This window comes from Mesorhizobium sp. ORM8.1, from assembly GCF_053005525.2.
Genome location: NZ_JBRKPX020000002.1, coordinates 264,476 through 289,037, shown reverse-complemented (window position 1 = coordinate 289,037; position 24,562 = coordinate 264,476). Strand labels below are relative to the sequence as shown.

13 protein-coding genes and 1 pseudogene are annotated in these 24,562 nt (G+C 63.3%); 2 read left to right on the top strand and 12 right to left on the bottom strand.

Going from position 1 to position 24,562, the window contains the following annotated elements; all coding sequences use genetic code 11:
* From ACVDG8_RS38180 to ACVDG8_RS38165, 4 genes and pseudogenes are all read right to left on the bottom strand, one after another.
* Positions 1–4,678: pseudogene (locus ACVDG8_RS38180) on the bottom strand (hypothetical protein); the annotation flags it as partial.
* Between the two features lie 211 nt (positions 4,679–4,889).
* Positions 4,890–10,046: a hypothetical protein gene (locus ACVDG8_RS38175; RefSeq protein ID WP_447250554.1), complete on the bottom strand. Its 5,157-nt coding sequence runs from the start codon at positions 10,044–10,046 to the stop codon at positions 4,890–4,892.
* A 182-nt stretch (positions 10,047–10,228) separates the two neighbouring features.
* A complete protein-coding gene (locus ACVDG8_RS38170; protein WP_455707955.1) occupies positions 10,229–11,377 on the bottom strand; it encodes a relaxase/mobilization nuclease domain-containing protein in 1,149 nt (382 codons plus the stop codon).
* A 1,005-nt stretch (positions 11,378–12,382) separates the two neighbouring features.
* Positions 12,383–12,859: a hypothetical protein gene (locus ACVDG8_RS38165; protein ID WP_455707954.1), complete on the bottom strand. Its 477-nt coding sequence runs from the start codon at positions 12,857–12,859 to the stop codon at positions 12,383–12,385.
* Between the two features lie 486 nt (positions 12,860–13,345).
* Between ACVDG8_RS38165 and ACVDG8_RS38160 the strand changes: the two genes are divergently transcribed.
* Positions 13,346–14,026: a nucleotide-binding protein gene (locus tag ACVDG8_RS38160; RefSeq protein ID WP_447250551.1), complete on the top strand. Its 681-nt coding sequence runs from the start codon at positions 13,346–13,348 to the stop codon at positions 14,024–14,026.
* Complete coding sequence (locus ACVDG8_RS38155) at positions 14,023–14,430, top strand: hypothetical protein (protein WP_447250550.1); 408 nt, start codon at positions 14,023–14,025, stop codon at positions 14,428–14,430. The genes ACVDG8_RS38160 and ACVDG8_RS38155 overlap by 4 nt, the downstream gene beginning before the upstream one ends.
* A gap of 119 nt (positions 14,431–14,549) precedes the next feature.
* Here ACVDG8_RS38155 and ACVDG8_RS38150 read toward each other — a convergent pair whose 3' ends face one another.
* The 8 genes from ACVDG8_RS38150 to ACVDG8_RS38115 all read right to left on the bottom strand — a co-directional run bounded on the left by ACVDG8_RS38150 (position 14,550) and on the right by ACVDG8_RS38115 (position 24,403).
* A complete protein-coding gene (locus ACVDG8_RS38150) occupies positions 14,550–14,891 on the bottom strand; it encodes a hypothetical protein (RefSeq protein WP_447250549.1) in 342 nt (113 codons plus the stop codon).
* Between the two features lie 58 nt (positions 14,892–14,949).
* A complete protein-coding gene (locus ACVDG8_RS38145) occupies positions 14,950–15,273 on the bottom strand; it encodes a DUF736 domain-containing protein (RefSeq protein ID WP_006205585.1) in 324 nt (107 codons plus the stop codon).
* A gap of 708 nt (positions 15,274–15,981) precedes the next feature.
* A complete protein-coding gene (locus ACVDG8_RS38140; RefSeq protein WP_447250548.1) occupies positions 15,982–16,515 on the bottom strand; it encodes a hypothetical protein in 534 nt (177 codons plus the stop codon).
* Positions 16,516–16,711: 196 nt separating this feature from the next.
* Complete coding sequence (locus ACVDG8_RS38135; RefSeq protein WP_447250547.1) at positions 16,712–17,221, bottom strand: GNAT family N-acetyltransferase; 510 nt, start codon at positions 17,219–17,221, stop codon at positions 16,712–16,714.
* Positions 17,222–17,506 carry a type II toxin-antitoxin system TacA family antitoxin gene (locus ACVDG8_RS38130; protein ID WP_095204806.1) on the bottom strand — a complete coding sequence of 95 codons (285 nt, stop codon included), beginning with the start codon at positions 17,504–17,506 and terminating at the stop codon, positions 17,222–17,224. It abuts the gene before it with no gap.
* 206 nt (positions 17,507–17,712) lie between these two features.
* Entirely contained in the window at positions 17,713–18,654 is a 942-nt protein-coding gene (locus ACVDG8_RS38125; protein WP_447250546.1) for a DUF2493 domain-containing protein, read from the bottom strand.
* Positions 18,655–18,901: 247 nt separating this feature from the next.
* On the bottom strand, positions 18,902–19,945 hold the full coding sequence (locus ACVDG8_RS38120) for a DUF7146 domain-containing protein (RefSeq protein ID WP_447250545.1): 1,044 nt from the start codon (positions 19,943–19,945) through the stop codon (positions 18,902–18,904).
* A 12-nt stretch (positions 19,946–19,957) separates the two neighbouring features.
* Complete coding sequence (locus ACVDG8_RS38115) at positions 19,958–24,403, bottom strand: strawberry notch-like NTP hydrolase domain-containing protein (protein ID WP_447250544.1); 4,446 nt, start codon at positions 24,401–24,403, stop codon at positions 19,958–19,960.
* Between the last annotated feature and the right edge of the window lie 159 nt (positions 24,404–24,562).

Genomic DNA, 24,562 nt, shown 5'->3' with positions numbered 1-24,562 from the left:
GCCAGAATTTCGGATCGCGGCCATGCGCCTCGACAAGGCGGCCGAGCCATCGCGTGTATATGGAAGCCCGTTCCTCCAGCGACATGCGTTCGACCACACGCAATGATAACCACGCCGCTCGGCGGAGGTGAAGCGTCGCTTGCTGCCAGGTGTCAATCCATTCCAGAATATCTGCGAGATGCGGCCAATCGGGCGGAATCGGAGTCGACCAAGGGCCTACGAACCCTGCAGCCTCTACGCAATTGTCGAGTGAATGATAATTGGTTTGTCGAGATGGGATGGCCGTCGACATGACCCATTCCGCCGCGGGCTTCCACGCGGACCAGAAGCGTGCGTCGGGCCTCCGCTCGCTGACCATTAGTTCGTGGGCGATCGCCTCCATGTAGTCGCCAACGAGTTCCCGGGCGTGATCTCTTTCTTCAAAGCGGGTCAGACTATTCCAGATCGCCCTATCGCCGTGGAAGGCCGCAAAGCGCCCCACCTCGCGCGCCATCTTGTGAGCCCATTCGAAGGGATAGCGGCGGTCGTGCTGCCGCGGCTCCTCGCCTTCCGAATAGTCCCGGGTCCATTCGACGAGGCCCTTCAAATAGGTCGCGAAAGCGTCGCGCCCCGTTGCCTCGCTCGTAAGGCGACGCCAGTCGAGGCGGGTTAGAATTTCCGCCACGCGTCCCCAATTGAGCACGACAGGCGAGATCAGCCGAATGCGGCGCGGCGGATGATACCATTTGCGACCGCGTATCCACTGAGACCCATAGGGTGCTGGCGGAAGGTCCGGAACCCGGCTCGTCGGACATGGCTTTGTAGCGCGTCTGATGATCTTCAATCGCCTCGTCGCCATGCGTCTCGCAGCCTTTTCCTGGCTGCCCTCATACCAGAAATGACCGACGTCGATCACGCACACATCCAGCGCGGCAAAGGTCACCCGGCGAGCAAAGTCCGGGTTTGCGTCCCAGAGAAGTCCATCGAGCACTGCCTTTTGAAGGCCATGCAGCCGATCGACGGTAAGTTCGAGGACACGCCGCTCGATGGCGTCGTTGCGCTGGCGGCAGGCATAGGCAGCGAGCCCCCATGCTCCGATATCCTGAGGGTCGAAGCTGAGTAGCGCCTCATCAACAGTAAAGTGTTCTTCTGCTGGCGAGCGCCGATTCTGACAACCCGCCTCAAGCCGTTCGCGAGCCCATTCGAGCCTTGCGTCGAGAAACGCCATGTCGGCCCTTGCGACGACAATTGCTGCTGCTCCAACAATGGCGAACGAGGTCATCTTTCGGGCCAGTCCGAATCCGCCATCATCGGCATCCTCGGGCGGTTCGGCCATCACTTGATCAGCTAGTTCGATAGCCTCTTCGAGGGTCAAGCCTTCCTCGATACCACCTTTCTCGCGCGAGTGGATTGCCCACATCGCCAACCGGTTTACCTGTCCCATTCTGCGGCGGTTTTCTTCTGCAGCCTCGATAATCTTGAGCTGCTCGGCCGGAGGATTGATATGGGCTTCGATACGCTGCTTGGCCTCATTGTAGCTGATCTCGACCTGATCCCGGTCGCTATCGGAGAGGATGCGGGCAAACCGCTCTTTGTTCGCCGCCACCCAGGATGAATCGGCAAGCTGTCGCTCATCTTCGGCGAGATCCTCCAAACTCCACGTGCCACGCAAGGCGTCGAACTCGGCTTGGACTGTCTCGCCCGCCTTCAGGCGGAATGGAAGCATCAACGTGTGCGACATCGGCGACTGCGCCTTATGTCGCTCGAAGATCGCCTCGACCTGATCGAAGTGGTGGTCACGCTCTGAGAGACTGTAGCTTATGCGATGCGTCGGTTGTTGGTCGTCGATATGCTTGCGAATGTCGTAGTTCCAGAACCGCGGCGTCCCGAGAAATGGCGCAGCGTGATCAATCGCACCCAGCGTGTTTACATGCGCCTTGAGGAGAGAAATACACAGACCCGCCGTCGCCACCAGACCGTTGGGCTGGAGAGCGAGCCTAATAAGGTCTCCGACATCTCGTCCGTTGGATGCTTGCCGATGCATCCATTCATCGAGCGCCAGATGCATCGAACCCAGGATGTTTGATCCGAGTACAGCTCGGGACCAGCGGTAAACGGTCTCGTCACCCCAGAGAGCGATGGTATGCCCATCGATTTTGAGCGTCAGCGCAAGCGGTTGTTCCCCGTCGCGGCAGCGGGCGTACCAGCGCCAGAAGACCGAGGCTCGCCGTTCGATTCGATGGAAAAGATCCAGCGCCAACACTTCGTCGGCCTCGAACAACTCAAGGAAACCCCCGCGTGAAGGGCCAGGCGGGTAGCAACTCTGACCGTCAGGGAGCCCCGCGCTATGAGCGTCGGAAAAACTAAATAGCTCACGCCCGAGGATCGACTGATCGTTACGCGAGCGGCGTCGCAGCGGCAGATAATGGCAGGCGCAAAGCTTGGCCCACGTGGCTGGAAACTTACCGGGCAGGAAACCAGGGGATTTCAGCAACTTGCGTTGCGGGCTGCCGAGACGCCGATCATTAGCCAGACGCGCGAGATAGGCTTCGACACCGCGTGCGTCCGACTCAGCGCAGAATATAAGAGCCTCCCGAAGTTTCTCTTCGATTAGCTTCCAAGCGTCGCGGTCCGGCAAATCGATCCCGAATGGCTCACGTCTATCGCTCCAACCGAGCAAGTGACGGCATTCCTCGATCTCATCCAGCCAGGGGCGTACGATCTGTCCTATGGCCTGGCTATGGGCGTTCGGGATGTTGAGCGTTGCTCGGCAGAAAACGCGCACAGTCTCGGCAAGCTGAGGAACAAGACTCTTCGGCCAATTGGACCATTTCGACAGCGACCAACGTAAAAATGGAACCCAGCTTCGCCACACCGGCTGCTTGCCACAGCTTGCGATCGCGTAGCGTTGGCTTTCGCTAAAATGGGCGAGGCGAGGCGCGTGTAGGAGCGTTTCGTCTAGCCTTGTCTCGGATACGAGGAGCGTGTCAAGAAGACGGCGGATCAGCCGGAAGTCGTCGGCTTCGAGGGCGGAACCGAGATCGTCAAGGATTGCGCTAGAGGCTTCGGTATAGAGCGGCGCGACGAGCCAGGCCCGAGCCCAGGCAGGATCTATTGAGGTGTCGGCTTCGAGTGCCGCATACACTTCGCGCCAACGGACATAGTGGCCTTGCTCGAGACACAATTGTCCGAGGAGCCTAACCGCTCGAAGCCACCACAACGGCTCACCGCTGTCGCGCAAACGTTCGCTAAGCCGGTCGCAGTCGGGCAGCAGACCACGGGCGATGAGCCAATCCTCGTGTACGTCAAAAGCAAGCGTGATTGCGTCGGCACGAGGGTCTGAAACCAGCGTGCCTTCGCTTATGAGGCAGAGCGCTCCTTCCTGATCGAAAACGGAGCTCCCAGGCGCGCGCGTCGGATTTTCGACAAGCCACCGCCCCATCTGCGACAAAGCCTTGGTCCGGCAAGCGGTTAAGCGGGCATCGTTCTGATCTGCATTAGCCCATTTTCCTGCTAGATCCATTTCGGTGAGACGCCCCTCGGGCGGTACGTCGAGCTTTAAAAGCTCGCGAAGAAGAAAGAGCCGCCGGTTCTGCTGGGCAAGATCATTCCGTCTGAGTAAAGATGCAAAGGCCGGAAACGCTTCCGCAACTGCTTCACAATCCTCCTTGTCTATCGCATCGACCGGAAGGCTCGCCGACTCGCTGATCCCCGCGTCATCGAGCGCGGCGAGCACCAGGTCCCGGTCTTGATATGCGCGAGCGGAAGTAATCATCCGCCAATTTCCGGCATCTAGATAACGTGCCCCGAGCGCCAGCAGGTCGGTCACGACCCCGCGCCGCTCCGAGAGCAGGAGACGGTCGGCCCCGTCGATCAGGACCAGCAGATTGCCACCGCGCCTGAGGCGCTCGAACAGCTTTGTAGGTGTCTCGCCGATCCCGAGTTGCACCAGATATTCGGCGAGCGAGCCTGCCCGAACCCTATTGTCTTTCAGAACAAAAAGCGGACCCAAATGCTCAAGTGCCAGGCGCTTCAGGATAGCCGACTTGCCACCTCCGCCCTCACCGGTGACGCGGACGATATTATGCTCAGCAAGGTAGACCGACGCGCGCGCAACGAGATCCGACCGGGGCAGCTGGAGACTTTCACTGCCGCGGCGCAAGCGGTCCTCGATTGATCCCAAGGCGGCCTCGGCGGCATCGGCAACACGCTCGAGATCGGCGGCGCCGGCCGCAAGCTCAGGGTAAAATTGGCGGATGACCGATGGATGCTTTGCCAGCAAGGCCTTGAGAGCACCCCAGCCAAGGATATCTACCTCGAACTTGCCGACGGCAACCCGGGCCGCGGAGACAGTGCGGGCGTGCTCCTGGAGATCCGCATCGACCTTGGCAGTCGTCGCAAAATACCATTTCCCGAGGGGTGGTGCGAACGCCTCTGCTTTGGCGAGCTCGATATCGAACTCGGCCTTAGTTGGCTTTCCGCCAAAGCCTTGGTCCTTGCCTTTGCACTGAACACCAAAGTATGTACCCGGCTTCCATTCGGGCGAGCCGTATACGTCGACGCCGTGCTGCGGTTGGCCGATCCGGCCGTTCTTCTGCGCGGTTGGATCCCTCCATACTTCCGCGAACAAGGCGCAAGACAGGTCCTCGAAGGTTTGCCACTTGCTTGGCGCATTGATCTGTGAGTCGAGAATATCCACAAGCTCAGCCCTGGCACAGCGAAAGATAGTCAGGAATTATGCGGGCGGAGTAATATCTACCCCAGCGCAAGATATTTCGCTTCCATTTACACATTGGCCGGCGCGAACGCTAATCTGCAATCCGAGTCACCCTCCGCTGGCCGAGCTGTTTGAGCCGGTGCTTGATGTCTGGCGATTTCGCCTTGCGCGCCGATCGCGTAGGAGGACCTTTTCAGCTTCTCCCATCCAGATGCGCGACCGATGCCTGTGGGTCGCCCGCCGCCGCTTCCACCCGCAGCTCCAGCTCGTGCGCCTCAGCGACGCCAACCCCGATCAGATTGCCCAGCGCGCGGTCGATCCGGCCCCGCGCGGGATGCGTCGGGATCAGCAGGCTCGGTTGTTCGGCGAACGCGGCGTCGAACCAGCGCACGACGCGACCACCGATGCCAGCGGTGATCCACAGGCCCGCCGCGCGGGTGCGATCGAACCAGGCCTCCACGGCATCGAGGACAAAGTCGAGGTGTCGCGCCCGCGGCGCAACGAGGAGCAGCTTCATAGTGCAAAGCGCCACGAACACCGTCGGGCCGCCCCCCAGCAGTGGGCGCATTGTGGCTAGCAGCGGGTCGACGCGGTCGAAGAGAAATGGCGGGAGATAGCTATGCGTCCCGTTAAATGGATCGTGGGTATTGAGGAGCATCTTCGCGATGATGCCGCCACTTTCTATGTCGATCCGCGAGCTGGCCGGATCGCCGGCATATTCCCACCGCCTGAGCGCGATCACCCGCTCCACCAGCTTGGCGCGCAGATCGGCAGGCCGAGAGGCGGGGCGTTGGGGATCATTGAAATAGAGCGCGTCGGCCGCATGCATGACCGCCTGCGCAACGTCGGCGAAGGGGTCGTCTGGCAAATCGGTCACAAGCTTCAGATCGGTATCGAATGACGCGGGCGTGCCATCGAGTAGTCGCTCGGCGAAAAGCGCATAATAGTGCAGGTTCCAGTCGTGGGGATCGCGGTCGATCTCGATATCAACTGATAGCCCCAACCCGTTCATTCGCGCGGTCCAGTCGGCATAGGCCGCGACCACCTCCTGCCGCCAGCCGATCGATCCCTTTGGCGCGGCCTGGATCATCGCCAGCCACTGCGCTGCAGCCGAGCTGTCGACGTGAACGATCTCGATCGCCTCGTCTTCGTCGAACTCTCTCGGTGTGACTGGTCCGGGAACGCGGATGCGCGAGCCGCGGCTCAGATGTGGACGCTCCCTGGGCCAAATCGGCCATGCAGGTTCGTCGCCGCCATCCAGCCAAGCGATCTCGGCCGCGACCGCGGCATCGATAGCCGCGGCCCGCTCTGCTTCGAAACACGCATGCTCGGCGGCGTCTTCCTCCTGATAGCTCTTCCAGCGCCAGGTCATGCTTGAGAAGGCTACGCGCATCGCCGCTTTGAAAAGCCTGGGCTGGATCTCGAGGATCCGCGCAAGGCCGGCGGAAACGGCCGGCGCGGCGCTGCGGTCCTTGCGGGTCGCGAGCCGGATCAGCGCATCTCGGTCCGCGTTGCTCCCCTTGCGCTCCCAGAGATGAATTAGCGCAAGCGTCGCGATCGCCGGGCGGTTGAAGCGCAGCGTATCCTGCGAACCACCTCCGCGATCGGACTGCTCTTCCAACGCGATCGAGATGACCTGACGAACCCATCTCTCGTGCGTTGCCAGCAACTCGTCATCCCCATCGCGTGCCACCAGCAAGGCAGTCTTGATCAGCCTCGTCGAGCGCGATTTGAGAGCATCGGTGTCACTGTCGTCGGGGAGATCACCCTCTGCGTACTCGACCGCATCGCGTGCGGTTGAAGCAGTGGCGTGTTCGCCTTCTCCGCCCATAGCCAAACTGATGCGCGCCTCGAGCTCGCTCGATAGAACAAACTCACCCCGCATCTTCTCCATCGCTGCAAAATGAGCGGCCTCGTCCGCCGGAGATTGATAGGCCCACTCCCCGCCCCCGATGTCTGTCCAGTTCGACCGCTGGAGCATGTTGTTGGCAACGCGTGCGATGAACCGGTCATCTCCCCAGTTCGAATAGGGCTCATAGGGGTCCAGGTTCTCGACCGCAGCGCTCATCTGCTCACGCAGACGCTTCGCAATGGTATCGTCGCCCATATAATTCGGGACGATATCAAACAAGGACGCACCCCGTGACGGGCGGGCTTTCAAGTCGGCCAGTTTGACCTTTCCATCCGGCTCCTTCCCGATAGGGAAATCGATTCCCGAACCGATATGATCATGGGTCTGACGCGCACGGTCGGCAGCCAGCAGCTCCGGGGCCGCGATAAAAGGAGCGAGAACATCACGGCCTACACGGAAATGCGACATCAGCACGTCGATTGCGACCAGCAGATAGGCTGCACAGCTGCCCTCTGCCCCAAGGATGTCGGTGAGCACTTCATCGACGGGGACACCGTCGTCGAGGCGCTGCTGGCTCCACGCCTCGAGGGCCTTCAGTCCGGAGGCGGCCGAATATTCGTGGCTCTGATCGCGAGACCACAAGTAGCTTGAAGTCCAGGGAAAGAAGCGCGGGCCACTGCCGAAATCGACGGTATAGCCGTCGTCTTCCGACACAAGCTCGTCGGTGTTGAACACAATCGCTTCCGCGACCAGCGTTCGAATCAGTCTCAACCCTTCGGTCGCGCCGGACTCCAACAGATCGAGGAATGGCGGCTGCGCTGGCGAGGCCGGCAGATAGTCGCTGTCTGCGAAGGTGAAGGCTCGCCCCATCGAGCGGTCACGGCGGCCACGCCGATCCCGCTTCTCAATGAGGCTCGACAGCACGAGGTCCGCAAGCTCGGCCGGCGCAACCGGCGCAACTATCTTGGAAAATGGCCGGATCGCCTTGACCTTGTAGCTGTCCCTCTCGGCGCCGAGTTCCCTTAAATAAGTCTTCAGTTGATCGGGCGCGAATTCGCCAAGCAAGATCGCAATCAGGCGCAACTGCTCTATCGTGCTACGCGACGCGTCGCTCGCTGCCCGGCCGCGGCTTCGCTCTCCGGGGATCGTCACCTCGGCGTCGCGAACATCAAGCTGACGCAACCAGCCAAACAGCATGATGGCCGTCTGCTCGGCGAACGGTCGAAGGTGCTTGAGGAAATAGACCTGTATTTGGACCAGCTCGACCACCGCGTCGATCGCCGACAATGGAATCTCGGCAGCGTGCGCCACCACCCAGCGCAGGACCAGAACTGCCGACCCGGTAATATTTGTACGGTACGAGCGCGGCAGATTGATCTTGGAACCGTCCGGCATCGTCATCAAGTCGGCCGTCGCCACGGTCTCGGCCGCCGCGATCGCCGTGCACAATTCGATAAGGAGAGCTGCGCCGTCTGCCAATAGACCAGCGCTGCACTTTTCGAGCAATTCGAAGCCGGCCTCCGACCGCGGCAAGGCGAGGATGGCTTGGCGCCGCCATGATCCGTGCGCCCCTCGCGGAGACAGATGAGCGATCAGATCGGTCCAGGCGCTGCAATCTGCCCCCGTCTCGAGCGCGAGACGGGCGGCGAACTCGATACCGCGCGCCACACGCGGCGATACCGGCACACTCAGATCGAGTGCGACCAGACGGCTCGGATTCTCTGCGATGTAGTTCCCGATCGCCCAGTCGCGCAGCACGTCGTGATAGAAATCTAGCCGGTCGCGGCGCACTTCCTTGAGCGTCAGTGCCTCAAGCAGATGCGACCGAGCAGAAGAATCCTCGCTCAGCTCGATCCCGTCTTCTCCCTTTATGGCACTCGCCGCGAGCGCTGCCAGCAGCCGCTGCGCGGCGCGCACCTCTGCAGCCGGCGCGCCGTCCGCTCTCTTCCACCACAGATCAGCCATTGCTGCTTCGGTGCGAACCTCGGTCGCGCTCGGCACCTTCAGCAACCGGGATAGCCGATAGAGATTACGAGCAAGACCGGCGGCGGGATGTTGGGGGGCAAGCAGCAGCCGAAGATCCGGCGCCTGATTAACTAGGATCGCGACTTCATCGTCCGACAAGGGGCCGACGGCTACCGACTGCGCGCCGCCCAGGGCGGCAACGATCTCTTCGTCGAGCCAGGGTTCGACATCGACATGGCCGGCCGTGCGCGTGGTTGCGATTACCGTGAAACCCGGGATCGTGCTCGCCGCGCGCATGAGCTCGATAATTGTGCGTTGGCGGCCTCGATCATCGAACATATCGATGCCGTCGATGAAGAGCATCGCGCCGCCGCTCGCGGCCAGATCCGTCAGGAACTCGACCGCCGAACCCGGAATACCGAGCGCGTTGGAGAACGGCAGCCAGCCGCCTGCCGGCATCGAGTCGCGGTCAAGCACGATGATCGGCGCTTGGCGCGCCACACGCTCGGCGACGTGCCGAAGGACCCAGGATTTGCCGACACCGGAATCTCCACGGATTTCGATGAACCGATGCGCTTCGGACGCGTCATCCACGGCAGCGACAGCTTCCAATCGCGGCAAGGTCACACCCGCCACGCTCGTCCCGATATGGGCAAGCGTATTCCGCGCGAGTTCGGCGAGCCTGGCGCGTGCCGGCCCATAATCGCGGTCGCCGGCAAGCCGGAACCCTGCCTCGGCGAGATCGGCCCTGAGGCTATCTCGATCAACTTTACCGCCAGTGGTCGCGGTCTTGATCGACAGATCGATCAGCCGGCTCCATAGCGCCTCGGCACGGTCGACATCCTCATCTGCCAGCGCCACCCGCGCGAGTGCTTGACCATACGTCCGGGCGAAAGGCACTGCCGCTTCGAAATCGAACTCGAGAATGAGCATTCGGCTCAAAAACGACCAGATCGACTGGTCATCGTCAGTGACGCCGCCGGTGATTAGATGCTTTCGCGTTGTCGCGACGAAGTCGCGCATGTCCTTGCTCGCGACGCCCTTGGCACCGATGCGGTTGAAGAACGCTGTCGCGCTGTCCGCGGTTCGCGCCCATTTGAGCACATCCTGATAGGCGCCAGAAATCTTGCGGCTCGTCCGCTGAGTCGCGATTCCAAGAAGGTGCCGGTCTTCCGGTACCGAACCCACGCGGCTACCCGCGATTTGCGACGCGACATCCTGATATACGCTATCGTGGGGCGAGAAGGTGATATCCCTCTTCGACTGGATTTCCAGGACGAAGTCGCCTGCCGATCCTGCGCCCGATACTATCAGGTCATCGAGCTTGAATCCCTGCTCCGTCCCCTGGAACCGAACGCTGACAACTCGAGCGTCGGGCAAGCCCGGTGCCCGATTGCCCGTCAGCAACGCGAGCAGATAAAGCGCGCCGATCTCACCTTCGATATAGGCGCCGGCCGGCCCACGCGATGCCGGGCTCGAACCGTGTGCGATTTCAGGGCTAGGCTTCTTTTCCACCATCGACATGATTTGCAAGGAGTCGCCCTCCCGATCAAGTGAGCACGGCACTTTGTTCTGCGGACGGCAGGTTTTGGTTTCGTTGAGAACGGCTGAGAACGGCCGACATTGGGCGCAAAGCTGCCGTTCAGCCTGATCATTCTGTGACGAATGCGTCGTTTTGATAGCTCACCGCGCGAGGACGCTAGGTTGGCCCTCGCTCAGCGCTCGTAATCGTTATCGTTTGAGCGCTGGGTTTTACGGTCCTGCTCTTCAGCCTGCTGAGCCTTCTGCTTTTTGGCATCCTTCTGCTTGGCTCTCTGCTCGGTGCCGGTGCGCGGCTGCTCCGGCTGGCGGGGATCGTCCCGAGTTGGAAGGTCTCGCCCTCGCGCCTCGCGCTCGGGGGTCGGCTCGCCACCTCCACCACCACGACGCTGCTGCTGCCGCTCGAATTGCAGCCGCACGAGACGATCGTGCATCTTGTCGTTCACCTCTTCACGATACTCTTCGAACTGTCCTTGATGCGCCGGCGGGAGCGTCTCGCGCATGTTGTCGAGAGCCTGATTGACGCGGGCCATCTGACGCCGCATTTCCAAGGGGGTTTGCGCCATGTCCAAATCTCCTATCAGTGCGTTCAATTCTCTCATACCGGGGTGAGACAGGAAAGACTTCTGCCCCAATTGATCAGCTCCGCGACCCGCGGCAGGACCTGCCTGCCCCTCCCCTGCTCGAACGCGACGGAACTGCAGAAAATTGTTTCCGATCGACTCCGCTGCCGTGAGAGCCTGACCGACTACGCCCGCGGTACGCATTGTCGACACAGTCTTTTGCCATGCGGCAGCGATTGCATCGCCGTTCACGACAAGGGATTGTCCATCCAAACGGTGTTGCCGCTTGGCCTCCACTCGCTCGACCGTCCTGGCGCTAACCTGATAGCGCGGATCGCTCTGGGCGCGGCTGTAGGCTCCGGCATGCTCCTTCGTGAATGGCCGCGTCATCGCATGATCCATGCGCCGCGTCGCCACCATCGCAATGCCGTTCTCCCGTGCCTTCTCTGCAAAAGTCTCGCGCCAGGCGACCAGATCTGGCTTGTAGAATTTCAGGCGCTCGCCGTCGGCCGACCGCGCCTGCACCATCGCATGGATATGGACGTGCTTGGTGTCCTTGTGATGCGCCAGGACGAACTTGTATCCTGGCGCTCGCTCCTCAAGCACGGCGCGCGCCGCGGCCATCACGGCGTTTGCATCGGTGCCGGCTCTTGCCGAGAAAAGCAGGTGATAGGCATTGCGGCGCTCACGCCCCGAAAACTGCGGGCGCCATTGTTCGTAGACCGAAGCCGCCGCCTTGGTGGAGTTCTTCGCCCCGGGCACAGCCTCGCCATTTGGATGGCGAACCTGGCGGTGGGTGCGGATGAACTTTGTAGGAAATATTTCGCTTTGGGTTCACGGCTGACGGCCGCCGTTACCTCTGCCTTGGCTGCCACCCCCGCCGCGCCCATGGCCTCGAACAACCGCGCCTCGATCTTGTCGAGAGCCTTGCTGCGCGAATTCTCACGACCACCGGCAAGCACCTTGGCGAGCGGCCCCGCCCGCTCATCGGTGTGTGCGTATACCTCCACCGTCTGGCCGTCCTGTGCATAGATGAACGGCTTTGCACCGAAGGCCTTGTTCAACGCTTCGCTCAGGGCGGCGTCGGTGACCTCGCCGGCAAGCTCGAAACGAACTTCGATAAAATTGGTGTTTTCCAAGGGCGGTTCGAACGTCTCGCAAAACGTTTCCAGGAACGCTTTTCGTGCGCCGGCTGTCGCAAGGACCTGCCCGTCCTCGTCAAACATCTCGATGTCGTGTTTCTCGCCTTTTTCGTCCTCGCGCGTCCCGATGTAATTAAGCAGCCGAGCAGCGGCTTCCTTGGTCGATGGCGGATTGGGCATAACCTTGAACACAGCAGGCTGCGCGCCCGCCGCATAGCCTGCCCGTGCCGCGACGGCCCGCGCCTGATAGGCGACCCGAGCCGCTCGTCCTGTACCGCTCGGGCGACCAGCACCACGGCCGCCGCCGCCGCGACGTTTCCAGTCTTCCTCCTCCTCTTCCGGCCGGAAACCGGCGAGCGTGGCGCCATAGACCATGATCGGCGCGCTAGCGGCCTTCTGCGACCTCGCAGCCATGAACTTCGGAGACCCGCTGGAGACGGAGCTCCTCATCACTCCTGTCCCTGTCGGCGACGAACGAGGGGCGTTCCTGCCGCCACCTACCATCGACCCGGCTTGTCCTTGGCCGAGCCGTCCGCCGCCAAGGGTCCGCTGAGAGCTCTTCATTGCCTGGAATTCGCCGGCCTCGCGTTGGGCCCCCGCTAGGGACTTGTCGTCGTCCAGCTCCTCACGCTTCACGCCGGCAGCGCCCCTCAGATAGCGTTCGATTTCGGCCGCGTAGCCAGCAAGACGACCGCTCAAGGCCTGGCCTCCTCGCCTTGCGGGACCCGCCAGTCATTGCCTTCAGTTCGTCGCGAAACTGCCGCACGAGGTCGCCCACGGCGATCAGCGCCTGCTCAAGATCCTCATCATGGGCAACACGGCCGTCGTTCATGGCGCGCACGGCCTGATTGAAATTGATGCCGACGCGACGCAGCTGATCGGTCATCTCCACGATCGCCGGCCGCAACGCCTCTGACGCGACAGGCAGATGCCCGGCCCCTGCCCGCACCAGACGCCGCACGACCTCGCTGATGGTAACGCCGTCCCGCTCCGCAATGGCTTTAAGGTTAGCCAGCTCGTCACCCGAAAACCGGATGTGCGTCACCTCGCCATAGCGCCGTGACGCGCTCTTCACCGCAGCTTTCTGGCCCTCTTCATCCATCTCTAAGCCCGCTTGCGGGCGCTAAGGCCTGCCAAGGCCGCGCCGCCTGTTTTGTGTGTATCACAAAATAGGCTATCCTGCCAATAAGAAGCAGAAAGGGGTGCCAAAAAAACCGAGCGGACGTCCGCTCGGGAGCCAGCCCAGTTTTCAACACTAGATCGCGGCACGCCAGCGTGGACATGTTTCCATAGTGATTTGTTGTGATGCGTCGATGATGCGTTGGAGACTTGTTTCCATGTTAACATGGAAACGTTCGAGCGGTTCGCAGGCGGGGATCGGCCCACCGGATCCGCTCCTCACTGAAGATAGCAGCGCGCAAAAATTGCGCCTGTGATCGAGCCTTTATGATGCGCGCCTGGGTTGCCAAACCGGTCTGCCGCGTTGACTATGTCACCATGTTTCGACTGTGACATTGTTCCATGTGTCCATGATGACTTGTCCCCATGTTAACATGGGGACAAGGAGACCACGCCGGAAGGAGGCTCCATGATCATCTCCGCTGCGATCCCAAAGGGCGGCACTGGCAAATCGACGATGCTGCGCACCCTCGCATCCGTCGCGCTGCATAGGGGCTATTCGGTCACTCTTGTCGATGGCGATCGCCGGCAGAACATGAACCGCTGGTTCCAGATGCTGGGTGACGCTGGCAACCGTCCTGATAGGCTGCAACTGGTGAGCGCGATGACCCCGCAGGAAATCCTTGACGCCGCAGCCACTCACAACGGTGAGCGCTCCGTCGTATTGATCGATACTGAAGGCACCACGAATGACAACCTCATGGCCGGGCTCTTCGCGGCCGACATTGTCGTCGTGCCAATCTATTTTGCGCTCGACGATGTGACCGCCGCCATCCAGATTACCGACCACTACATTCCGCTGGCAGTCGAGAGCCGGGGCAGACCGCTGCCTGCGATATTCGTGCTGACCAAGCAGACCATCATCGATGGCAGGGCACGAGCCCTGACCGAACTGCGCGCCATCATCCAGGCCAACGGCACGCCGATTGCAGAACACGTCCTGCACAATCGCGTTGCCTACCGCGACCTTCAGACCGGGCAGACCCTCTACAGTCCCGCGGAGCCTGACGCGAAGGCGATTGCCGAGAGCGAAGGGGTCTTTGACGACCTTCTGCAAACCTTCATCGAAGCCACAAGGAACGCGGCATGAGTGAAGAAACCGCACCTAAACCCGGTGACGACAAGAAAGCCCGCATGATGAAGGCGATCTCCACGCAGCCGCCGGCGCTGCCCAGCATGTTCATCCCACCGAAGGCCGAGACGTCAGGGGCCAAGGAGCAAGCTACGCCACAGATGCAGGAACCGACAAAGCCGTCCCCGGCAGTTGGGCCCGATTTCCGCAAGCTGCTGCGGCAGGGTCAGAAAAAGGATCCGATCGCCGGAAAGAAGATTCGCGAGGAGGAGATGGTCCGCTGCGGCTACTACCTGACGGCCGTGGAGCAGCGCCAGTTCAAGTTACTGGCGATCAGCAACGGGCACAGCATGACAGAGCTGCTGCGAAAGGCTGTGCAGGATTATATCCGCATTCATCGGCACAAACTGCCGAAGGAATAATCGGCTGTAGGGAGTCGCTATCTTTTGCTGTAACGGCTGATGTTCGTCGCTCTTTGCGACGCGCAAAAAAGAGGGCCCGCGACGGAGCGCTCCGTCGCGGGCCCTGAGATCGTGTTTGCCTACTTGGGTTGGTTGAGGTGTTTCAGCGTATCGCCGAAGATGCCGTCCCGGTCCCGACGACCGCTGGCTGCCGCCTTGTCGTCGACCAGCTTTGCGGCCAATTCGGACGACAGCGGCATGAAGTCGTAGCCCTGTGAGATGGCTGCATGGCGAAGATCTTCAAGCGCTTCGAACGCGTGGTCGCTGGTGCCAAGCCAGAGCGCGGGCTCGTCGGTTTCTTCGTGCGGGAACGCCTGCAGGAAGTAGGTCCGAAGCGGTGGGTCGTAGCCGATGACAGCGTCTGGATCCGAGCGGCCCTGTCCGGTGACGGTGCCGATGACTGTGATGGTGTAGCGGCTCATTGAAACCTCCTCTTGCCGGTGGGGAAGCCGGCCCCTCGAGGGGCCGGCCACCGATGCCTCACTGGGGGTTGTTCCAGAGGATGACCTTCTTGTTTTCCTCGCCACCCGGGGCGGGAGCGAGATTGCCGAAGATGACGCCGATCTCCGGGGCTTCCAGCTTGACCGAGAGGTATTCCTCGCCCGAACGCTGGGAGATGCGGTGCCAGCCGGCTCCGATCTCGAAGCCCGTGCGCTTGTTGACGATCCGGTAGTCGGGGGCGTCCTCGCGCGACTTGTTGGTGTTCGGAATGAGGGTGATCGGGGCATTGACCCGGAGCGTGGCAAAGACGCCTTCCATCGAGCCGTCGGCCTTGGTGGTGAGGTTTGCGATCGTGGTGGCCATGGTAGTTCTCCTTCGGTTGCATCGGGACCATTCCCGATGGCGCCAAAGGAGAGGGCCGTCCTGCTGCGGTCATCTCGGCGAAAATTCTGGAAAATTCTATTTGCCGAAAAATAGCGGGCAGGCCCTTCGCCTGCCCGCGGACAAAAACAGAAATCGAATTTTCCTGAATATTCGCCGAGTGTACCCCCAACGGGGGTTGACCGCACAAAGCAGGCGGTCGTCTACAAAGGCGACATGAAACGGGAATGGCCCCGGATGCGGCAGATGGAAAAGAACCCAGGCCGCCATCGCTTGACCGCCTACGCAGCGCTGCCGGATCGCAGGAACAGCCTGCAGCCTCTCGGGCCATGTCGCCTGCGCCGTCGATACCTCCAGCAGCATGGCGCGTGAACCGCCGGCGTATTCGATATGGCGGCACAGCGGTTTCGAGATCGGAGCCGGCTGGCAGCGAACTTCACGCCCCTCGGTGGCGATGCCTCGCGGCCAGGTTGGATGACCAAGCAAGCCAGGATGTTCGGCACGCTTGCACCCGCTTCAGATGCGAGACGGGTCAAGATGATCATCCTACACCACACCCCGCGGCTCTGCGCGTTGGCCGGTTTCGAGAGGGGCCGGCCCCGGCCCTTCATACACTTGGAGGTGGGGACGCGGGGCCGATCAAGCCTATCGGTTCGGACCCGCCGGGCTGTCGGCGGGGCCGCGCCTACATCATCCTGGCAAGGCCAGACGCGCGTCCAGGCTCATGCGGGCTTCGGCTTGGCGGCGAATGTCCGGACCGGCATGGCGGAGCATGGCGCACCAATCTTCCACATTGTAGGTAGTCGCCATGCTGCCCCTTGCCAGATCGTAAATGACGCACGGCTTGTTCGCGATGGCGAGCCGAAGCACGTTAACGGCCGTGCCGGGTGATGCGCCGTCCCAGACCATCATGCCAAAGTCGGCGCGCCGCGCCATCTCCCGGTCTTTGGCGGCATCGACCCAGTCTCCTTCGGCGCCCCCGGGAGCAGGAACATGGTAGGCGGCCCAGTCGCCCAGATTATTGCGGGGTTCCTTGCCGGCATGGAAGACGCCGACATGCTCGTACTTGTAACCCGCGAGCAGGCCCTGCGCCTCGGCATCGGCTCCGGGCGCGTCACCAATCAGCACGCCGTGCTCGGCAGCGACGATTGCGCCGATGCGGGCGATGACAGGTTCCGGCAGCTCGAATATCTCGCGTGATCCACCGATGAATATCATCGACATCGTGACTTTCCTTCTATCGAGCGTCCCCCGCCCCGCGCCAGCCGCCCTCTCCCTCTGGCCCTGCGCGAGGGATCGTCACCCGAAGGTCGAGACGGCGAAGCCGGGCCGGGGAGCGGCGGGACGCCGCGACTAGAGCCCGGCCAGCCGCAGGCCGGCGCGCCCGGACCTGCCGATGCCCGTGGCGCTGCGCCGGGAGCTAGTGGCCTTTGTCGGCCAACCAGAGGTTCACGTCCTGGATCGAGCGCATCAGGATAGACGGGTTGTCCCGCGACGGGACAAAACCCCAGCTCTGCCAGTAGCGCTCGGCCTCGGCGTCGATCGCCCGCACCACCACCGCGCGGCCGCCGACGATGTCGGCGCCGGCGACGCAGCGATGCAGCGCGTCCTTGACCAGGCCGCTGCCGATGCCTTGTCCGGCATAGCGATGGTCGACGGCGAGTTGACCGATCAGCAGGCAGGGGATCGGATCGGGCGGGCGTCCGGTGCGGATGGCGCGCGGTGCGCTGTTTGGCTGGATCACGCCCGGCGCAAGGCCGTAATAGCCGACGACTGTTCCCTCGTCGTGAACGATCAGGACGCGGGTAAACCCGCGGGCCTGGTTCGTTCGCGCGAAGCCGGCCAGCCAAGCGTTGAGCGCCGGCTTGCCGCAATCGAAGCTGTCGAGGCGGTGCGCGTCGTCGAGGAGTTCGATGCCTGAAAGCGCCACCTAGCGATCCCAGGGCGGGGATCGACGTAGCCGTTCCGCGGCCTTCGGCGGGGGCGCAGCGGCAGGAGCTGAGATCGCCTGCATGAAGGCGTCATAGGCTTCCGGGGACACCCGGATGACGGTTTCATTGAGGATAGCCGCCTGCGCCTCGTGGAGTGCGGCGCGTCGCACGAACTCTGTGCGCGACAGACCGAGCAGCTCCGCGCCGCGGTCGATGATCGTGAGATCATCGTCGCGGAACCGCATCGAGACGGGTGTTTCCTTCCTCGTGGCTGTGGTGGCCATGGCGCGCTCCTGTGCTGCGGACGTATATACATCTATGTAACGCGGAACGCAATGCACGTTACCTAACGGAACGCTCCACCGCGTCGATACGATCTTTGGAAGCTGAGGGTGCCGTGCTTCGCGCGCGGCTTTGGTGCGCTTCGCGCGGGCCGAACCCGACCGCGCCCGGTCGGGCTCGGTAGTGTGGTTGCGAGGAAAGCGGCGCTTCACGCGCCGCCCTCCGCGAACCGCCAGACGGGGATGCCCAGCCGACGGGCCTTGTCGGCAAGGTTGTCGGTGATCCCGGAGCCGGGAAAGACGATCAGGCCGTAGGGCACCACCGAGAGAAGTTGGTCGTTGCGGCGGAACGGAGCTGCCTTGGCGTGCCGGCTCCAATCCGGCTTAAAGGCAATCTGGGTGACCTTCCGGTTCTCGGCCCAGCAGGCGGCGATACGTTCGGCGCCGCGCGGGCTGCCGCCGTGGAGCAGGACCATGTCGGGATGCTTCTCGCGGGCCTTGTCGAGCGCGTCCCAGATCCGGTCGTGATCGTTGCAGTCGAGACCACCGGCGAAGGCAATCTTGGTGCCGGCCGGGACGAGCACCTCGGTTTCGGCGTGGCGGCGGGCGGCGAGGAAGTCGCGGCTGTCGATTACCGCCGCGGTCATTGCCTGGTGGGAGACCTTGGAGCCGGTGCGCGGCCGCCATGCCGATCCTGTTTGTGCCTCGTAGAGGTCGGCGGCCTCGTCGCGCATGATTTCCAGCACGTTGCGGCGCTCGATATAGGTGATGCCCTCGGCAGTGAGCCGCTCCAGCTCGACCGACTTCACCTCCGAGCCGTCTTGCTCCTGCTGGCTCGAGCGCTGCGCCTCCTCATTGCGGTCGAGGCTGCGGGCGATGCGCTCGGCGGCACGGTGAAAGACGTTTGCGAAGGACCAGAGCAGGTCGTCGAGGTCGGGTTCGAGCCTGGTGTCGCCGAGCATGCCGGCGAAGGTTTCCACGATCCCGGCGAGGCCGGCCCGGATCACTTCGTCGTCGGGAAGTGGCCGAGGATCAGGTTCGTCCTGATGCGGGCGATGGCCGTACATCTGCAGTTCGAGGATGACGCGGTCGGTCGGCGAGGAGGCATGGTAGGGCTCGTAGGCGTCGTCGAGAGGAAGCTCGTAGGTCATGGCGGGTCTCCGTCGGTTGTGGCCGCGCCTATCGCGGCCTGACAGCGCATCCCGGCCGCGCGCCGGGCGCGGCCGCACCGAAGGCCGGAGCGCGAGCGGAGGACGGCGAAGCCGTTGCGGCCGTGACCGGGGGGTGGCAGGGGTCGCCTCTCAGGCAGGCTGCGGGCGCAGCCTCTCCGGTGGACCGCCGCCATGTCTGCAGGCCATCCGGCGACGCCGCGCCGGCCCGCGTGCCGGCCCGACCCATTCATCCGGGCGGCAGGAAGCGACGGGCATCCTCCGGGACGAGTTGACCGCTGAGCCATGCCGCGAGATGGGCGGGCCCGAGATGACGCAGATCGTCGTTGAAATCGCCGAGCTGCGGCCGCAACACCAGGGTGAGGATCCCGGCTTTGCCGGCTCGCTGGCTGAGACGCTCGATGCCGTGCCGGCCGGCGGCATCGGCATCGGCCGCGATATAGAGGCGACGGCAGCCAGGCGGGAAGATAAGGCCGGCGAGGTGATTGGCCGAAGTGGCGGCGGCCACCGGCAGCGCCGGCATCACCGACCGCAGCGAGGCCATCGTCTCAAACCCTTCGCCGGCGGCCATGACCGAGACCGACGTGTCGGGCTCCAGGCCGAGCCAGATGCCGTTGCCCAGGAGATGACCAAGCGATCGTCGCGGATCGGCGATCTGCGCCTTGCCGTTGCCGTCCGGAGCGAGCCAGGTTCTTTGCAGGCCGGTGATGCGTCCGTCGGGGCCGGTGACCGCGGCGATCAAGGCGGGAAGGGTCTGCGTCTCGTCGGTGACTAGATCGCGGTAGTAGCAGCCGGGGTGGAAGCGCAGGGCGCGCTCACCTGCGGTCAAGATGATACCGCGGCCGGCAAGATAGCGTTCGGCCAGCGTTCCGGCGATCGGCTGCGACATGCCGAACAGGCGACGCGCCGCGTCGGGCGAGCCGCGTGCCGCGGCAGGCTGGCGCTGTGCGCCATGGCTTTGCGCCTGCGGCCGTGGCATGGCGAGGAAGCGCCGCGCTTCATCGGCGACATCACGGAACTCGATGAGGCCACAGCTCTCTCGAATGACATCGAGCAGATCGCCAAATTCGGTGGTCGCCTCGTCCACCCATTTACCAGCGGCGCCTTTGGCATTGGCTTTCAGCCGCACATGCATGGAGCGGCCATGCGTGTTGTGGACATCACCGACGATCCAGTGGTTGCCAGAGCGACGGCCGTTGGAGAGATATTCGCGGCACACCGCCTCGGCGTGGTCGCCAAGACGGCGCGCCAGCTCGGACGCCGAGCCGGTCATGATCGCCTCCGTTCACGCTGCGGCCATGCGGTCGGTGACCCCGACCAGCGTGTGGCGATCGAGAAGTGAGGCGAGAATGGCGCAGCCTTGCCCACCCGTTGGGATGAACAGTCGCAGCTTCCAGGAGATGATCTCGGAGATCAGGCCGAGGGCCTTGAGGCGCGGAATCATGGCGTCGCTGAAACCGATCAGTTCGACGCGATAGTCATTCATGACGCGGCTGCGTCGCAGGACCAAGCCTTCGGCAAGCTGCAACCCGATCCGTCCATCCACCAGGCTGGTCCATGTCTCGTCCGGCGCGAGGGTCGGCACATGGTCGACGCCGAGATTGCGCAACATGGTCGCGACCAGCGTCGGCGCGATGTGGCGACCGATGATGCGTTCGCCGGCATCGGTCTGGATGCGGTAGACTTGGCAATCATGGTCAGGCAGACGCCGCCAGATCGGCAGCAGCAGGCCGGTGACGATGTGGAAGGTGCTTGTGGTAAATTCCGGGATCGCTGCCACTTCGGCGTCCCATAGTTCGCAGAACAGTTTGCGCTCGGCCGGCTGCCAATGGGTCTCGGCGAGGGCATCGAGACCGAAGCGCAGCTCGTCGGTCGGCCGCAGCAGGCGCACGCGATGCTCTATCGCGCCATCGTCGAGCATCAGGCTGGCTGTCGGCAGCTGGATCGCCGCGCGGCTCGACCGCGTGTTGACCACCAGGACCGACTGCGGTTCGGCGCGGGCGATGGCCAGCGCATCGACGAGACCGAGCGGCCGGATGCGGTCCTTGCGCGCAACGGTGAGCACATGCGACTGCGCGCCCGAGACCGGATGAGTGTAGACCGTGCGGCGATCGGTAATAACAATGCTCTCCGCCGTGATCGTCTCCAGCCCTTTGTCATAGTTGCCGGCGGCGATGGCGCCCTCGACCTTTGCCACCATCAGCTGCTCGAACACCTCGAACAGCAGATTCTGGGTTTCGATGCTCAACGCCAGCAGGCGATTGAGCCAGGTCGTGATTGGCGGCAGGTCGTCGCGCAAACCGCCATCCTCGCTGGTCAGCGACAGGCCGGTGACCGTCTCGAAGGTAGCGAGCGAGCAGCCGTCGATCTTGCCCTGATTCAGCAGCATGTAGAATTGGCGGAGCGCCGCCCGAGCATAGGGGCTTTCGAGGTTGTCCTCAGACCGGAACAGCCCTGCCCCGCCGGTCTGGCGCTGGCCGCGTGTGATCGCGCCCAGCGTGTCGAGCCGCCGCGCGATCGTCGACAGGAAGCGCTTGCCAGCCTTGACATTGGCGGCCATCGGCCGGAACAGCGGTGGCTGCGCCTGATTGGTGCGATGCGTTCGGCCGAGCCCCTGGATGGCATTGTCGGCGCGCCAGCCGGCCTCGAGCAGATAGTGCTTGCGCAGCCTCTGGTTTCGCGCCCCGAGATCGGCATGATATGAGCGGCCGGTGCCGCCAGCGTCCGAGAAGATCAGCACGCTTTTGTCGTCGTCCATGAAACTCTGGGTCTCGGCGAGATTGGCTGAGGCCGGACGGTTCTCGACCGCAAGCCGGTCGATGCCGTCGCGGCCGGTCTTCCTGACGATGCGCCGCGAGCGGCCGGTCACCTCGGCTACGATATCGGTGCCGAAATGGTGGAGGATCTGGTCGAGGGCGCTGCCGACCGGCGGGAGCGATGCAAGCTTCTCGATCATCTCGTCGCGCCGGCGTACCGCTTCCCGGCATTGAACGGGGTTGCCGTCCGCGTCATGCACAGGTCTCGAATAGATGTTTCCTTCGGCGTCCGAATACTCCTCGAACAGCTGCGTCGGGAAAGAATGGCTGAGGTATCCCAGAACGTATTCCCTCGGCGTCACGTCGACATGCAGATCGGACCATTCATCTGTGGGAATTTCCGCGAGCCGACGTTCCATCAGCGCCTCGCCGGTCGAGACGATCTGCACCACTGCCGCATGACCCTGAGTGCGATCCTGCTCGATCGCGCCGATCAGGGTCCGTGTCATCATCGAGGTGATGAGATGACTGAAGAAGCGCTGCTTGGTGCTCTCGAACGCCGAACGCGCTGCCGACTTGGCGTTGCGGTTCAGTGTCCCGGCGTCGCTGGTGATGTTGGTCGCCTCAAGCGCGGCTGTCAGGTTGTTGTGGATGACCTGAAAGCCGTCCGCATAGGCGTTGTAGATGCGGATCTGCTCCTCGGTCATCGCGTGCTCGAGGAGCTCATATTCGACGCCGTCATAAGAGAGCGAGCGCGCGGTATAGAGGCCGAGCGACTTGAGATCGCGGGCGAGCACTTCCATCGCGGCGACACCGCCATCCTCAATTGCCGCGACAAACTCGGCTCGGTTTGCGAAGGGAAAGTCCTCGCTGCCCCAGATGCCGAGACGCTGCGCATAGGCCAGGTTCTCGACCGCGGTCGCGCCCGTCGCAGAGACATAGACGATGCGGGCATCGGGAAGCGCGTGCTGCAGCCGCAAGCCTGCCCTGCCCTGCTGCGACGGCGCGACGTCGCCGCGCTCGCCTTTGCCGCCCGCCGCGTTTGCCATGGCGTGGGCTTCATCGAAGACGACGACGCCATCAAAGTCCTTACCAACCCAGTCGATTATCTGCGCGATGCGAGACTTCTTGCCCTCGCGCTCCTGCGAACGCAGCGTTGCGTAGGTCGTAAAGAGGATGCCTTCGGCAAGGCGGATCGGCGTGCCCTGGCGAAACCGCGACAGCGGCTGCACAAGAAGTTTTTCCTGGCCAAGTGCGGCCCAATCGCGCTGAGCGTCTTCCAGCAGCTTATCCGACTTGGAAATCCAGATCGCGCGCCGGCGACCCTGCAGCCAGTTGTCCAGGATGATGCCGGCGACCTGCCTACCCTTGCCGCAGCCGGTGCCGTCACCCAAAAACCATCCGCGGCGGAAGCGGACGGCGTTCTCGGCGCCTTCGGAGGCGGCGGACACGACATCGCAGGTCTCGTCAACCGTCCAGGCGCCAGCGAGATGGCCGGAATGTGCCTCACCGGCATAGATTACACTTTCGATCTGGGCGTCGGACAGCAGACCCTCGTCGACGATCGCATCGGGCAGGAGAGGCCGATAGGACGGTTTTGGCGGCGCGACCGCAGCCATGGCTGCCGACTGCACCAGCGGCGTCGGATGCGGCTTGGCGCGCGCGATGTGGATCGACTGCAGTGCGTAGGGCTCGTAGATTGCGTCGGTGAGCCGGCCGCCCTCCTCGGGCATCCAGTCGCGCAGTTCATAGGCAACCGGAACGGTAGGCATGGCCTCCGGCACGACTGGTCGGTTGGGCTTTGCCCGGGCAACTTGACGGACCGGCCGGATTGTTTTGGCAGCAGTTGCCGTAGGTGCCGCTCCCGGCGCGTATCGCGTGGCCATTTGCATGGCATTGCGCAGGATGGTGCTCGACAGGGCGCCGATCGAGTCCGGAAAACCGCCCGGTGTACGGGGCGGCAGGTCGGAGATCCACGACAGCAGCGTCTCGACGTCAGCAGCCTTGCCCGGCGAGGCCGCGAAGAGGGACGGGTCTGCTGCGGGTACCTTATCGATGATCGTCAAGCGGGTTTCGGCCGTCGTGCCATGGCGGGCATAGACACGGCCGTCGATCGCCGCGGTGAAGACGACCCTGCCCTGCTGCTGGAGTCGCTCGAAGGCGGGGCGCCATTTGGGGTTTTCGGGAGAAAGCCCGGTACCGGTGATGGCGACCAGGCGGCCGCCGGAACGCAGGCGGGCAAAGGCCGAGGACAGGTGCCGCCATGCCGCATCGGAGACATGGCCGTCGACATAGGCGCCGACCGTGAAGGGAGGATTCATCAGCACGACGGAAGGCTCGATGGTGGAATCGAGATGATCGTCGATATGGGCTGCGTCGTGCTGGGAAACGGGAGCGCGCGGGAACAGCAAGCCGAGCAGATCCGCGCGGGTCATGGCAAGCTCGTTGAGGGCGAGCGAGGCTTGGGCAATCTCGGCATGGACTGCGAGCAGGCCGGTGCCGGCCGAGGGTTCGAGAACGAGATCCGAAGAGGAGATCGCGGCCGCTTGAGCGGTGACGAAGGCGAGCGGCAGCGGCGTCGACAGCTGCTGCATGGCCTGGCTCTCGTAGGAGCGCCGTGTGTGGGTGGGAACGAGATCGGCGATCCGCCTCATCATCGCCAGCGCTGCCTCGGGCGAGGCCGACCGGGACAAGATCGCCGGTCCGAATCTGCGGATGAACAGGACCTGGGCAGATTCGAGCGCCTCATAGGCGTCCTTCCAAACCCAGAAGCCTTGCCCGTCGGTGCCGCCGAAGCTGTCGGTCATGGCAACGCGCAATGTCCTCGTAGTGATGGGCTTGCCTTGTTCGAGGAGAGGCAGAAGCTCCGCGGCCGCCAGGTGGATCGCGTGGGCGGTGTCGATGGCATCGGATGCCGGCGCGGTAACGGGAGGGGCCGTTCGAGCGACGGTCGATGGGGTCGAAACAATGTTCATGGAGATGTCCTTCGCGGGAGAGAGTGCCTGCCCCGCCGGCACTCTCTGTGCCCCGGCCGGGTCGCGCTCCTTCCAGCCCCGCTCTCCCTCTCGCGACGAGAAGCGAGATGTAGCCAGGGGCTATTCAGGTACGAAAGCTGCGGACTACCCAGCGGCTGG

Excerpts from the sequence above, each read along its gene's own strand:
- ACVDG8_RS38165 (WP_455707954.1), bottom strand. The coding sequence starts at position 12,859 with ATGGATGAAGAGGGCCAGAAAGCTGCGGTGAAGAGCGCGTCACGGCGC.
- ACVDG8_RS38160 (WP_447250551.1), top strand. The coding sequence starts at position 13,346 with ATGATCATCTCCGCTGCGATCCCAAAGGGCGGCACTGGCAAATCGACG.
- ACVDG8_RS38155 (WP_447250550.1), top strand. The coding sequence starts at position 14,023 with ATGAGTGAAGAAACCGCACCTAAACCCGGTGACGACAAGAAAGCCCGC.
- ACVDG8_RS38150 (WP_447250549.1), bottom strand. The coding sequence starts at position 14,891 with ATGAGCCGCTACACCATCACAGTCATCGGCACCGTCACCGGACAGGGC.
- ACVDG8_RS38145 (WP_006205585.1), bottom strand. The coding sequence starts at position 15,273 with ATGGCCACCACGATCGCAAACCTCACCACCAAGGCCGACGGCTCGATG.
- ACVDG8_RS38140 (WP_447250548.1), bottom strand. The coding sequence starts at position 16,515 with ATGTCGATGATATTCATCGGTGGATCACGCGAGATATTCGAGCTGCCG.
- ACVDG8_RS38130 (WP_095204806.1), bottom strand. The coding sequence starts at position 17,506 with ATGGCCACCACAGCCACGAGGAAGGAAACACCCGTCTCGATGCGGTTC.
- ACVDG8_RS38125 (WP_447250546.1), bottom strand. The coding sequence starts at position 18,654 with ATGACCTACGAGCTTCCTCTCGACGACGCCTACGAGCCCTACCATGCC.
- ACVDG8_RS38120 (WP_447250545.1), bottom strand. The coding sequence starts at position 19,945 with ATGACCGGCTCGGCGTCCGAGCTGGCGCGCCGTCTTGGCGACCACGCC.
- ACVDG8_RS38115 (WP_447250544.1), bottom strand. The coding sequence starts at position 24,403 with ATGAACATTGTTTCGACCCCATCGACCGTCGCTCGAACGGCCCCTCCC.